The sequence below is a fragment of the Streptomyces humi genome (assembly GCF_001005085.2).
Lineage (GTDB): Bacteria > Actinomycetota > Actinomycetes > Streptomycetales > Streptomycetaceae > Streptomyces > Streptomyces humi.
This window is the reverse complement of sequence record NZ_LBMU02000029.1, coordinates 177,259-190,072: the sequence shown is the minus strand read 5'-3', so window position 1 is coordinate 190,072 and position 12,814 is coordinate 177,259. Positions and strand designations below refer to the sequence as shown.

Here is a 12,814-nt window from a genome sequence, read left to right as displayed (position 1 = left end):
GGCAGACCGATCGGGTGCGGCACGGGTCGCGTCGCGGCCGATCGACGGGGTGTGGCATGGATCGCGTCGCGGTGGACGCGGAGCCGTCGCCCCGCCCGGGCAGTGACCGGGCGGGGCGACGGGGGGTACGAGGAGAGGGGCAGCGGGGACTTGGCCCTTCTCCCCGAGTCGAGGGGGCGGGTCAGCCCATCTCCTCCAGCGACTTGCCCTTCGTCTCCTTGACGAACTTGAGCACGAAGGGAATGGAGAGGGCCGCGAAGACCGTGTAGATCACGTAGGTCGCGGAGAGGTTCCAGTCGGCCAGCGACGGGAAGCTCGCGGTGATGGCCCAGTTGGCGATCCACTGCGCGGAGGCGGCCACGCCCAGCGCGGCGGCACGGATCCGGTTCGGGAACATCTCGCCGAGGAAGACCCAGACGACCACACCCCAGGACAGGGCGAAGAAGAGGACGAAGACGTGCGCGGCGATCAGGGCGATCCAGCCCTGCGTCGCGGGGAGCTTGCCGTCCACCAGGTCGTACGAGAAGGCCCAGGCCTCCAGGCCGAGACCGACGACCATGCCGACCGAACCGATCAGGGCCAGCGGCTTGCGGCCGATGCGGTCCACGAAGATCATCGCGATCACGGTGCCGATGATGTTGATGATCGAGGTCGTGAAGGAGTAGAAGAACGAGTCCGTCGGGTCGACGCCCACCGACTGCCACAGCGTCGAGGAGTAGTAGAACGCGACGTTGATGCCGACGAACTGCTGGAAGACGGAGAGGCCGATACCGACCCAGACGATCGGCTTGAAGAAGAAGGAGCCGCCGAGCAGGTCCTTGAACGTGGACTTGTGCTCGCTCTTCATCGCGTGCTCGATCTCGGCGACGCGGGCGTCCAGGTTCGCGCTCTTGCCCTCGACCTCTTCGAGGATCGCGCGGGCGCGTTCCCGCTTGCCGACGGAGAGCAGGAAGCGCGGGGACTCGGGGATCGCGAAGGAGAGCAGGCCGTACAGGACGGCCGGGATCACCATGACGCCCAGCATGACCTGCCAGGCCTCCAGGCCCATCAGCTTGCCGCGCTGGTCGCCTCCGGCGGCGTTGAGCAGACCCCAGTTGACCAGCTGCGAGATGGCGATGCCGATGACGATCGCGGCCTGCTGGAAGGACCCGAGCCGGCCGCGGTACGCCGGCGGGGCGACCTCGGCGATGTAGGCGGGACCGATCACGGAGGCCATGCCGATGGCGAAGCCGCCGACGATCCGCCAGAAGGCGAGGTCCCACAGGGCGAACGGCAGCGCCGAACCGACGGCGCTGATGGTGAACAGCACGGCGGAGATCTGCATGCACCGGATGCGGCCGATGCGGTCGGCTATCCGGCCCGCGGTCGCGGCGCCGATGGCGCAGCCGATCAGGGCGACGGCGATGACCTGGGCGAGGGCCGCGGACCCGATGTCGTAACGGCTCCGGATCGCCTCGACGGCGCCGTTGATGACGGAGCTGTCGTAGCCGAAGAGGAACCCGCCCATCGCGGCCGCCGCCGCGATGAAGATGACATGCCCGAGATGATCGGGGTGAGCCGTCCCGGCTCCTGACTGGGGTGCCTGCGCAGTGCTGGTCACAAAAACTCCTCGGGCCACCGGCAACGCTGCCGGGTGGGGGGTGAGCCCTCTCAGGTCAAGTGGCGCACAAGTTCACGCCGCTCACACCTGAAGGTAAAAGCAACGTTGCAGAGACTATGCCTTCAACTATCGAAGTCAATAGGGGGGCGGGTGTGACGTTGTCGGGGGAAGATCAGGGGAATACGTTCAGTTCTTGAAGGGAACGTGAACTGATTCCGGCTGTTCAGGCTGTGTCCGGCTGTCGCACGTCAGCGCAGGCGCTGGCTGATGACCTTCGACACACCGTCGCCCTGCATGGAGACGCCGTACAACGCGTCGGCCACCTCCATGGTGCGCTTCTGGTGCGTGATCACGATCAGCTGCGAGGACTCCTGGAGCTCCTGCATGATGCGGATCAGCCGCTGGAGGTTGGTGTCGTCCAGGGCCGCCTCGACCTCGTCCATGACGTAGAACGGGCTGGGGCGCGCCTTGAAGATGGACACCAGCATCGCGACGGCGGTCAGCGAGCGTTCACCACCCGACAGCAGGGAGAGCCGCTTGACCTTCTTGCCCGGCGGACGGGCCTCGACGTCCACGCCCGTGGTGAGCATGTTGTCGGGGTCGGTCAGGAAGAGCCGTCCCTCACCGCCCGGGAAGAGCCGGCTGAAGACGCCCTCGAACTCCCTCGCCGTGTCCCGGAACGCCTCCGTGAAGACCTGCTCGACACGCTCGTCGACCTCCTTCACGACCTGAAGCAGGTCGGCGCGGGTCTTCTTCAGGTCCTCCAGCTGCTCGCTGAGGAACTTGTGCCGTTCCTCAAGGGCGGCGAACTCCTCAAGGGCGAGCGGGTTCACCTTGCCGAGCTGCTGGTAGGCGCGCTCGGCCGCCTTGAGCCGGCGCTCCTGCTCGGCCCGGTGGAAGGGTTTCGGCTGGTTGCGCGGGTGCTCGGGGTCCTCGGGCAGCACCTCGCCCTCGGCGGGGGGCGAGGGCGGCACCAGCTGGTGCGGACCGTACTCCGCCATGAGTCCCGCCGGTTCCACACCGAGCTCCTCCAGCGCCTTGGTCTCCAGCTGCTCGATCCGCAGCCGTTTCTCGGCGCCGAGTACCTCGCCCCGGTGAACTGAATCCGTGAGTTTGTCGAGCTCCGCCTTGAGGTCGCGGCCGGCGCCGCGGGCGGCGGTCAGTTCCTGCTCGCGTCGCGCCTTCGCGGCCTCGGCGGCGGCCCGCTCCCGCTCGGCCCTGCCGACCGAGACCTCGACGTGCGCGAGGAGCTGGCGGGCGCCGGTGGCGACGGCCTCCGCGACGGCCGCCTCGTGGCGCAGCCGGGCCCGGCGCTGTTCGGCACGCGCGCGTGCCTCGCGTTCCGCGCGGGCGGCGCGGTCGAGGGAGTCGGCGCGGCCGGCCAGGCCCTTGACGCGTTCCTCGTGGGTACGGACCTGGAGGCGGGCCTCCATCTCGGTCTGCCGGGCGTTGGCGCCGTCGGCGGCGAGCCGGTCCCGGGCGGAGGTGTCCGGTTCCTCCTCCACCGGCATCTCCTCGGCGACGGCCAGCCGCTCGGCCAGCACCTCGGCCTCTTCGAGAGCCTTGTCGAGGGACTCCTGGGCGCGGGCGGCGGCGGCCGTGGAGCGTTCCGCCTCGCCCGCCGCGCCGCGGGCCTGCCCGGCGAGCCGGCCGAGCTGCTGGGCCACGGCCGACTTCTCGCGGTCGGCGGCGCGGCGGCGCTCGCCGACCTCTTCCACGAGGGCGGCGCAGGACCTGCGGTGCGCCTGGGCCGACTCCTGGGCCTCGGCCAGTTCCCCGCAGCGGACGGCGAGCTCCTCCAGTTCGGCGGCGGCCTCGTCGACGGAGGCCTGCACCTCGAGGAGGCTGGGCGCGCCCGCGGAGCCGCCGTGCGCGAAGTGAGCGCCGAGGAGGTCGCCCTCGGCGGTCACCGCGGTGAGGTGGGGGTGGCGGTAGACCAGGTCCTCGGCGGCTTCGAGGGTGTCCACGACGACGATGCCGGCGAGGAGGCGTCGTACGGCGGGCATCAGGTCGGCGGGGCCTCGCACGAGATCAGCCGCGAGGTCCCCGGACGGGAGGGGTGTGGTGGGTCGTCGGTCGGGTGCGGGTGCGTCGTGGCCGGTCGCGCGGTCACCCGCGGCCCTCTGGGGCGCTTCGGGGTGGGATGTCTCCGGGGCTCCCGCCAGCAGGAGGGCGGCCCGTCCACCGTCCTGTTTGCGCAGGAGGCGGATGGCGTCGGCTGCCGAAGCGGGGGTGGTCACGGCGATCGCGTCCGCCGCGGTGCCGAAGGCCGCCGCCAGGGCGATCTCGTGGCCGGGGGTGACCGTGAGGAGTTCCGCCGCCGGGCCGAGGATCCCGGTGAGGCGGTCCTTCGCGCCGAGCAGTATGCCCGTGCCGTCCTTGCGCCGCAGGCCCAGGGCCAGTGCCTCGTGGCGGGCCTGGGTCGCGGCGCGCCGGCGTTCCGCCGCGGTGGTCGCCTCGCGGGCCGCCGTCAGGGCCGCCTCCGCCTCGGCGAGCCGCTGCTTCGCCGTCTCGTGCCGCTCGGCCAGTTCGTGGTCGCCGGCGTCGAGGCCGTCGACCTCGGCCTTGAGCGTCTCGTACTCCTCCTGTGCGGCGACCGCCCGCTCCTGGGCCTCGTCACGCGCGGCGGCCAGGCGGTCGATCTCGGCCTGGGCCGACGCCGCGCGGGACCTGGCCGCGCCGGCCTGGCCGTTCAGCCGGGCCAGGCTCTCCCGGCGGTCGGCGATGGACCGGGCCACGTCCTTGAGCCGCCGTTCCTCCGCGGACAGCTCGCGCTCCAGCTCGGCGCGGTGCGCCACCGTGTCGTCGAGGGCGTGCTGGGCCGCTTCCAGGGCGGCCTCGAGCTCGGCCTCCTGCTCCCGGACGCGCTGCGCCTCGCGCTCCATGTCCTCGGGGTCCCGGCCGCGCCGCTCCTCGGGGGGCGCGGAGGTGGCGCTCTTCACCCGGGCGTCGGCCAGCGAGATCGTGCCACGGACCCGTTCGGCGAGCTGGGAGAGTTCGTACCAGGTCTGCTGGGCCCGCTGGAGGCGCGGGGTGAGCTGCCGTACCTCGTCCTCCAGGAGCGACTCGCGCTGGAGGGCCTTCTTCAGCTCCTGCTCGGCGGCTTCCTTGCGTTCCTTGAGCGCGGCCTCGTCGGCGATCTCGGACTGGAGCGCCTGGCGGAGTCGTACGAGATCGTCGGCCAGCAACCTCAGACGCGCGTCGCGCAGGTCCGCCTGGATGACGGCGGCCCTGCGGGCCACCGCGGCCTGGCGGCCCAGCGGCTTGAGCTGGCGGCGGAGTTCGTCGGTGAGGTCCTGGACCCGGGCGAGGTTGGCCTGCATCGCGTCCAGCTTCCGCAGCGCCTTCTCCTTGCGCTTGCGGTGCTTGAGGACGCCGGCCGCCTCCTCGATGAAGGCGCGGCGGCCCATCGGGTCGGCGTGCAGGACGGAGTCGAGCTGGCCCTGGCCGACGATGACGTGCATCTCGCGGCCGATGCCCGAGTCGCTCAGCAGCTCCTGGACGTCCAGCAGGCGGCAGGTGTCGCCGTTGATCTGGTACTCGCTGCCGCCGTTGCGGAACATGATCCGCGTGATGGTGACCTCGGCGTACTCGATGGGCAGGGCGCCGTCGGAGTTGTCGATGGTCAGGGACACCTCGGCGCGGCCCAGTGGCGGGCGGCCGGTGGTGCCGGCGAAGATGACGTCCTCCATCTTGCCGCCGCGCAGCGACTTGGCGCTGTGCTCGCCCATGACCCAGGTGAGCGCGTCCACGACGTTGGACTTGCCCGAGCCGTTCGGACCGACGACGCACGTGATACCCGGCTCGAACCGGAGCGTGGTCGCCGAGGCGAACGACTTGAACCCGCGCAGGGTCAGGGCCTTGAGGTGCACGCCGCTGGACTCTACCCGCCGCCGCTACCCCACTCCACGATGCCTCGCAACCCCGCGGTTTCGCGTATGAACATGCAGGGCACACCAGACGTTAAAGACGGTGAAAGGATGCGCGGGGCTACAAGCGGGCGGGGACACGGGGGGCGGGAAAGCCAAGAAAGAAGGGACGCCGGGGCGTCCCTTGCAAATCTTGACAACTGAAGCGGTTGAAAGGGCTGCCCGATCGCCGCATGTGCTGTTGTGGAGCGATGCAGCAATCAGGTGAGCGCAGGCTCCGCCTGGTTCGCGTCGATGCTCTCCATGATCCTGTCGTGAGAAGCGGCAGCCGTCAGTGCGTCGTTCTCGGCCTGGATCCGGCCGAGCTCGGACTCGAGGTCCTGGACACGCTGCTGGAGCCGTCGCATCTCGGCGAGGAGTCGCGGGTCGGAGCCGCCGACGTAACCGAGAAGCGCCTTTGCCATGATGGATGGTCCTCCACACTGAGTGACCGACCGAAGCGGTGTGGGTCGTGAGGGATCGCACCCGCGGTGCTTGACACATCCGAGTGTTGCTCGACTGTTGCGCCATGCCAAACAGCTAAGGTGCGCGGGGCTTTCAGCGTCTCACCAAAAAGTTTGACGGTCAACACGATCACGCCCCGTATTGGCGGGCGAACCCGGGGGAACGCGGCCCTGGCGGGCGGCGCTGCGACTCCTGCGGGGCCCTCAGGGCGTGACGGTCAGGCGTATCAGCGGAGCCTGCCACGGCGCGCGCTTCTTGGCAACCACCAGGCCCTTTCTGCTCCAGGCACATGCCGGTGGCAGTTCGCTCCGCTTCCGTCCGGGTCCTTCACCGCGCGGACTCAGCGGATGGCGAAGCCGTCGTAGCCGCCGCGGGGTGTGTCCCAGATCTCGGTGACACCGTCGACCCGCCCGGGCGTGTCATCGCCCTGGAGCCAGTCGAGCAGACCTTCGCAGCCCTTGCGGGAGCCCTCCGCGACCACCTGTACGCGACCGTCGCCCAAATTGAGAGCAAAACCACTCAGCCCGCCGATCTCCAGTGCCTTGGCCCGCGTGAACCAGCGGAATCCCACGCCCTGCACTCGTCCACGGACCCAGGCGACCAGTCGCACATCCTCGCTCATGGGTGCAACCTAACCGGCCAATGTCACTCGGGACACTGCCTCCCCCAGCGCCATGCGGTACCGTCCCCCTCCAATGAATCTCATATGAAACTCACTCGATCGAGTGAGTCTGGTTGACCAGAAGGAGTCATTGGCCACATCGGCCCCTGGTCGGCCCCGACCGCGAGGACGAGGGAAGAAGGCAAGGACATGGGACGCCACCGACGCTCCGCCGCCGGCCGCGCCGCCACGGGCCGCGCCACGGGGGTCACGGAGCACAACGACCCGTACGCGGGCGGCCACGACTCGCAGGACTCTTACGCGGCCCTCCGGTTCGGCACGGGCACCGCGCCCTACCTGCACCAGGAGGAGTACTCCGACACCAACGCGCGCAGCTCGGCATACCTGTTCGCCACCGAGGGCGACTACGCCCGTTTCATGGACACCACCGCCTTTCCCGCCGAGGAGTTCACTCCGGCCGACGGCTCCCCCTCCGGCGGCGGGCACCGGCGCCGGAAGAAGGGCGGGCGGCCCGTCGCCACGGGTCTGCTCGGGGTCTCGGCCGCCGTCGCCATCGGCACCGTCGCGGTGGCCGCCGGTGTGGTGCCGGGCCTGGAGAACTACAAGCTCGGCGGCACCAGCAGCACCGGCGGCGACCGGGTGCAGGCCGCCGGCGTGCCCAGCAACACGGCCTCCGAGCAGGGCGGCACCTCCGGCAGCGCCGAGAGCCGCGGCACCGGTTCCTCGACCAGCCAGGACACCCAGCGCTCCGCCTCGCCGACCGCACCGGCCTCCGCGTCCGCGTCGGCCTCCAAGTCCGCCTCCGCTTCGCCCACCCCGACGAAGCCGGCTGCCGAGAAGCCCACGCCCAGCGCCACGCCGTCCACGGAGAAGCCGGCGGCGGCGCCCTCCAGCACGGCCACCAAGGCGCCGGCCCGGGCGGCCGCGCCGATCACCGTGTCCCAGGCGGCCGCCGCCGAGGCCGAGGTGCTGAAGCTGGTGAACGAGGAGCGGGCCAAGGTCGGGTGCAGCGCGCTGTCCGCGAACTCCTCGCTGACCAAGCTGGCCGAGACGTTCAGCGAGGACATGGCGGCACGGGACTTCTTCGACCACACCGACCCGGACGGCAAGACGCCGTGGGACCGGGCCGCGGCGGCCGGCATATCCAACCTCGGCGGCGAGAACATAGCCCGGGGCCAGGCCGACGCCCAGGCCGTCATGGACGCCTGGATGAACAGCGAAGGCCACCGTGCCAACATCCTGAACTGCGACTTCAAGACCCTCGGCGTCGGCGTGCACTTCGGCGCGGGCGGCCCGTGGTGGACGCAGGACTTCGGGTACTGAGCCCGGCCCGCGGGCCGCTCGGCACGGGGTGCGCTAACCGACGGTTAGCGCACCCTGTCAGTTAGCGCTGCGTTCCCGTACCCTTGGTCCATGACCGTCACCCAGGACCGCGCCGAGGAGACGCCCCCTCCGTACGACGCCTTCGCCAGGGCCTGCCCCTCGCGCACCACCCTCGAACACGTCATGGGCCGCTGGGGCGGACTCACGCTCAGCGCCCTGCACGAGGGGTCGTTCCGGTTCAACGAACTGCGCCGCCGGGTCGACGGTGTCAGCGAGAAGATGCTCTCCCAGACGCTCCAGGCCCTGGAGCGCGACGGCCTGGTGCTCCGCGAGGCGCAGCCGACCAACCCGCCGCGCGTCGACTACGAACTCACCCCGCTCGGTCACGAGGTCGCCGAACGCCTGCTGTCCGTCGTGCACTTCGTGGAGAGCCGGATGGACGAGGTGCTGGCCGCCCGGGTGCGTCACGACGAGACGCGCGGCGCGCGCTGACACTTCGGGCAGAAGTAGCTGGACCGGTTCATCCAGGGCCGCCTGCGCATCGGCGTACCGCAGCGCCGGCAGGGCAGCCCCTCCCGGCCGTACGCGTCCAGGGAGCGGTCGAAGTACCCCGACTCGCCGTTCACGTTGACGTAGAGACTGTCGAAGCTGGTGCCGCCGACCGCCAGGGCCGCGTTCATCACGTCCCGCACATGGCCGAGGAGTTCCGTGGTGCGGGGGCGGGTGAAACCGGCGGTCGGGCGTTCGTAGTGCAGGCGTGCGCGCCAGAGCGCCTCGTCCGCGTAGATGTTGCCGACCCCGCTGATCAACGACTGGTCCAGCAGGGCCCTTTTGATGGTGGACCGCTTCCGGCGCAGCGCCTGGTGGAAGGCCTCGTCGTCGAACAGCGGGTCGAGGGGGTCGCGGGCGATGTGCGCGATGACGTCGGGCAGCCCGTCGAGGGTGTTGTCGTGCAACGACAGCCCGCCGAAGGTGCGTTGGTCGACGAAGCGGAGTTCGGTGCCGAGGCCGTCCGCGAACCGGACCCGGATGCGCAGGTGCTTCTCGTCCGGTGCCGCGTGCTGCTGGACCAGCAGCTGACCGCTCATGCCGAGATGAGCGAGGACCGACTGGTTCGTGTCCTCCAGCGGCAGCCACAGGTACTTGCCGCGCCGGCTCGGAGTGCCGACACGGTGGCCCTTGAGCCGGTGCGCGAAGTCGTCGGCGCCGGCCACGTGGCGTCGTACGGCACGCGGGTGCAGTACCTCGGTCTCGGCTACGACCCGGTGGGCGACCCACCGCTCCAGGCCGCGCCGTACGACCTCGACCTCGGGCAGTTCGGGCATCGGGGCTCCCGTTCCAGGACCGTGGAAGACTCCGAGCGCCCGCCCCGTCAGATGCCGGGGCGGGCGCTCGGACTGCGCTGTTCGTCAGGCGGAGGCGGTGGACGACGGGTCGTCGTCCTTCTCGGCCTCGGCTGCGGCGGCCTGCTCGGCTGCCGCGGCCTCGGCCCGCTCGTCCGCCGCGGCGCGGATCGCGCGCCACGCGGACTCGGCGGCTTGCTGCTCCGCCTCCTTCTTGCTGCGGCCGGTGCCGGTGCCGTACGAGACGCCTCCGACGCGGGCGGCAGCAGTGAAGGTCTTCTCGTGGTCGGGGCCGGTCTCCGTGACCAGGTACTCGGGCACGCCGAGGCCCTCCGTCGCGGTGAGCTCCTGGAGACTGGTCTTCCAGTCCAGGCCGGCTCCGAGGTTCGAGGACTTCTCGATCAGCGGGTCGAAGAGCCGGTGCACCAGCTCGGACGCCGAATCGAGGCCCTGGTCGAGATAGACCGCGCCGATCACCGCTTCCAGGGTGTCGGCGAGGATGGACGCCTTGTCCCGGCCGCCCGTGCCCTCTTCACCACGGCCGAGCCGGATGAAGGAGCCCAGGTCGAGTCCGCGGCCCACCTCCGCGAGCGCACGCGAGTTCACCACCGCGGCCCGGAGCTTGGCCAGCTGGCCCTCCGGCAGGTCCGGGTGGGTGTTGTACAGCGTGTCCGTCACGACGAGACCGAGGACGGAGTCACCGAGGAACTCCAGCCGCTCGTTCGTCGGCAGACCGCCGTTCTCGTACGCGTAGGAACGGTGGGTCAGTGCACGCACCAGAAGGGCGGACTCGAGCTTGTAGCCGAGCCGCCCTTCCAGAAGCGTGTGGGACGAGGCCGTGCTGTCCGCCTTCTTCTTGGCGGACGGGTCCGCCTTGGGCTCTTCGCCCTTCTTGGGACTGGACACAGTGCCTCTCACCTGGCCGCTCAGACTTCGAGGACCTGGCGCTTGTTGTAGGTGCCGCAAGACGGGCACGCGATGTGCTGCTGCTTGGGCTCGTGGCAGCGCTCGCACGCAACCAGGGTGGGGACCGCAGCCTTCCACTGCGACCGGCGGTGGCGCGTGTTGCTGCGCGACATCTTCCGCTTCGGAACAGCCACGGCTACTTCTCCTGCTTCTCGTCGACGCCCGCTTCCGCGTCAGCGCCGCTCATCTCGTCCTTCTCGCCGTCCTTCATGGAACCGGCGAGTCCCTGCAAAGCCGCCCAACGGATGTCGACGGCGTCATGGTGGTGGTCCGGGTCGTCCGTGAGCCGGGCTCCGCACTCGGAGCACAGGCCCAGACAGTCGTCCTGGCACACCGGCTGCATCGGCAGTGCGAGCACCACCGCATCACGCAGCACGGGTTCGAGGTCGAACAGGCCGTCCTCGATGAAGTACCTGTCCTCGTCGTCCTCGGCGTCGTCGCCCGGTTCCGCGATCACGCGGCCCCGGTCGTCGGCGTCAGGGTACGAGAACAGTTCCTGGAAGTCCGCTTCGAGCTCCTGCCCGACCGGCTCCAGACACCTTACGCACTCCCCCTCGGCCTGTGCACGGGCGGTGCCGGTGACGAGCACACCTTCCATGACCGACTCGAGCCGGAGTTCGAGCTCCACCGGGGCGCCTTCCGGCACTCCGATGACTCCCTTGATACCGAAGTCCTGGGGAGCGTCGACCGTGCGGGTCAGGCGCTGAAGCGCACCGGGACGCCGCCCCAGCTCGTGTGTGTCGAACACGAACGGGTTGCGGTGGTCGAGGCGCGCGTGAGGAGCCATTCCTGCTTTCGATCTTCGAGCTCAGAGGGGCGCCGCCGGAGAGGTCTCCGGGCAGCGTTGATCGCGGACGTAGACGCGACCGAAGAGCCAGGATACTGGACCTTTCGCTGTCGGCCCAATCCGGCCGGCTCCGGCCCGCTCCCGCAGTCCCGGCTACAGTCCCCGGCCCTGCTCGTAGGCCCTCAACTGCTCCGGCGTGATCATGCCGGTGTCGAAGAGGCTGGTCTCGTCGAGATCGTACGACTGGTGCGCCTGGTGCTGCACGGCCGGCTGCTGCTGGGGGTCGTAGACGGGCTGCTGGCCGGTGTCGTAGCCCTGGTAGGCGGCGGCGTACGGATCCGCCTGCTGGTAGCCGTAGGGGTCCTGCTGGTAGCCGTACCCGTCCTGCTGGGCGTACGCGGGCTGCTGCTGTTGCGGATAGCCGTACGGATCCTGCGCCACGGGCTGCTGCACCGGCTGCTGGTCGTACGACGGCTGCTGCTGCGCGGCGGCGGGCTGCTCGGCCTGCGCCGCCGCCCGGTCCTCCTGGTCGGCGAGGGCCGCCAGGTCGGCGAGGTAGTCGGCGTCGCTGGAGTGCTGGAAGGTCGTGTTGTCGTCGGCCAGCGCGCCGAGGGCGTCGGTGGCGATCCGGCCGTGCAGCTTGGCGCGGCCCTTGCCGACCGCCTCCAGGGTCTTGGCGAGGACCGCCTCGAAGGCGCCCAGCTTGGCGTCCACGTAGGCGTCGGCGTCCCGGCGCAGGGTCTCGGGGTCGTGGCTGCGCTCGGGCGCGTCCTCGTCCTCGTAGCCCTGCTCGTCGAGGCCGGGGCCGGTGCCGAGCAGCTTCTCGCGGCCGCGGCCGACCGAGCCGAGCGTCTTGGTGAGGACGACCTCGAAGTTGGCGAGCTTGGAGTCGACGTAGTCGTCGGCGTCGGCGCGGACCTCCTCGGCCTCCTGACGGGCCTCGGCGAGGATCCGGTCGGCCTCGGTCTGGGAGCGCCGGGCCACCTCGGTGTCCGAGATCAGCGAGCCGCGTTCGGCGTGCGCGGTCTCGATGATCCGCTCGGCCTCCATCCGGGCCTGCTCGACCATCTGGTCCCGGTCGCCGATCAGCTCCTGGGCCTGCGCGAGGGAGCCGGGCAGCGCCTGGCGCAGCTCTTCCAGCATCGCGAGCAGGTCGGCGCGGTTGACCACGCACGACGCCGACATGGGCATGGACCTGGCGCCCGAGACCGAGGCCACGATCTCGTCGAGCTTCTTCTGCACGTCCACCTGTGCTCGCCACTCTCTACAGGGTTGGAGACGGACGGGACGACTGTAGCCCCATCAGTCCCTGTCGAGACGCTTGTTGAGGGCTTCGAGGACGGGCGGGGGAACCAGGTGCGAGACGTCGCCGCCCCACTGGGCGACCTCCTTGACCAGCGAGGAGGAGAGGAAGCTGTAGGTGGGGTTGGTCGGCACGAACAGCGTCTCGACGCCCGACAGGCCGTTGTTCATCTGGGCCATCTGGAGTTCGTAGTCGAAGTCGCTGACGGCACGGAGACCCTTGACGATGGCGGGGATCTCGCGCTGCTTGCAGAAGTCGACGAGGAGGCCGTGGAAGGCCTCGACCCGGACGTTCCCGTAGTCGGCGGTGACCGTGCGGATCAGGTCGATCCGCTCGTCGATCTCGAACAGGCCCTTCTTGGACTTGTTGATCATCACGGCGACGTAGACCTCGTCGTACAGACGGGAGGCACGGGCAATGATGTCGAGGTGTCCGTTGGTGATCGGGTCGAACGACCCGGGACAGACGGCGCGGCGCACTTGTGATCCCTCGCTCTC

12 protein-coding genes are annotated in these 12,814 nt (G+C 70.3%); 2 read left to right on the top strand and 10 right to left on the bottom strand.

Features of this window, described 5'->3' with window-relative positions:
* Positions 1 to 181: 181 nt before the first annotated feature.
* The 4 genes from AAW13_RS14560 to AAW13_RS14540 form a co-directional block, all read right to left on the bottom strand.
* The gene (locus AAW13_RS14560; protein WP_046733989.1) at positions 182 to 1,600 is read right to left on the bottom strand and encodes a sugar porter family MFS transporter; all 1,419 of its coding nucleotides are present in this window, start codon (positions 1,598 to 1,600) and stop codon (positions 182 to 184) included.
* 248 nt (positions 1,601 to 1,848) lie between these two features.
* On the bottom strand, positions 1,849 to 5,472 hold the full coding sequence (gene smc / locus AAW13_RS14555; protein WP_046733988.1) for a chromosome segregation protein SMC: 3,624 nt from the start codon (positions 5,470 to 5,472) through the stop codon (positions 1,849 to 1,851).
* 257 nt (positions 5,473 to 5,729) lie between these two features.
* Complete coding sequence (locus AAW13_RS14545) at positions 5,730 to 5,933, bottom strand: hypothetical protein (RefSeq protein WP_046733987.1); 204 nt, start codon at positions 5,931 to 5,933, stop codon at positions 5,730 to 5,732.
* A 380-nt stretch (positions 5,934 to 6,313) separates the two neighbouring features.
* Positions 6,314 to 6,595: an acylphosphatase gene (locus AAW13_RS14540; protein ID WP_046733986.1), complete on the bottom strand. Its 282-nt coding sequence runs from the start codon at positions 6,593 to 6,595 to the stop codon at positions 6,314 to 6,316.
* 189 nt (positions 6,596 to 6,784) lie between these two features.
* On the opposite strand from AAW13_RS14540, the gene AAW13_RS14535 reads away from it, so the two are divergent.
* Entirely contained in the window at positions 6,785 to 7,918 is a 1,134-nt protein-coding gene (locus AAW13_RS14535; protein ID WP_046733985.1) for a CAP domain-containing protein, read from the top strand.
* Positions 7,919 to 8,008: 90 nt separating this feature from the next.
* Complete coding sequence (locus tag AAW13_RS14530) at positions 8,009 to 8,410, top strand: winged helix-turn-helix transcriptional regulator (protein ID WP_046733984.1); 402 nt, start codon at positions 8,009 to 8,011, stop codon at positions 8,408 to 8,410.
* Here the strand turns inward: AAW13_RS14530 and mutM are convergent.
* The 6 genes from mutM to coaD form a co-directional block, all read right to left on the bottom strand.
* A complete protein-coding gene (gene mutM / locus AAW13_RS14525) occupies positions 8,383 to 9,243 on the bottom strand; it encodes a bifunctional DNA-formamidopyrimidine glycosylase/DNA-(apurinic or apyrimidinic site) lyase (RefSeq protein ID WP_046733983.1) in 861 nt (286 codons plus the stop codon). The two genes, AAW13_RS14530 and mutM, sit on opposite strands and share 28 nt — an antisense overlap.
* Positions 9,244 to 9,327: 84 nt before the next feature.
* On the bottom strand, positions 9,328 to 10,179 hold the full coding sequence (gene rnc / locus AAW13_RS14520) for a ribonuclease III (RefSeq protein WP_046733982.1): 852 nt from the start codon (positions 10,177 to 10,179) through the stop codon (positions 9,328 to 9,330).
* Positions 10,180 to 10,187: 8 nt separating this feature from the next.
* Complete coding sequence (gene rpmF / locus AAW13_RS14515) at positions 10,188 to 10,361, bottom strand: 50S ribosomal protein L32 (RefSeq protein ID WP_003951102.1); 174 nt, start codon at positions 10,359 to 10,361, stop codon at positions 10,188 to 10,190.
* 2 nt (positions 10,362 to 10,363) lie between these two features.
* Positions 10,364 to 11,014 (bottom strand): YceD family protein, encoded by a 651-nt coding sequence (locus AAW13_RS14510; RefSeq protein WP_046733981.1) that lies wholly within the window; start codon positions 11,012 to 11,014, stop codon positions 10,364 to 10,366.
* 153 nt (positions 11,015 to 11,167) lie between these two features.
* The gene (locus tag AAW13_RS14505; protein ID WP_046733980.1) at positions 11,168 to 12,262 is read right to left on the bottom strand and encodes a cell division initiation protein; all 1,095 of its coding nucleotides are present in this window, start codon (positions 12,260 to 12,262) and stop codon (positions 11,168 to 11,170) included.
* Positions 12,263 to 12,316: 54 nt separating this feature from the next.
* Positions 12,317 to 12,796 (bottom strand): pantetheine-phosphate adenylyltransferase, encoded by a 480-nt coding sequence (gene coaD, locus AAW13_RS14500; protein ID WP_046733979.1) that lies wholly within the window; start codon positions 12,794 to 12,796, stop codon positions 12,317 to 12,319.
* Positions 12,797 to 12,814: the final 18 nt, after the last annotated feature.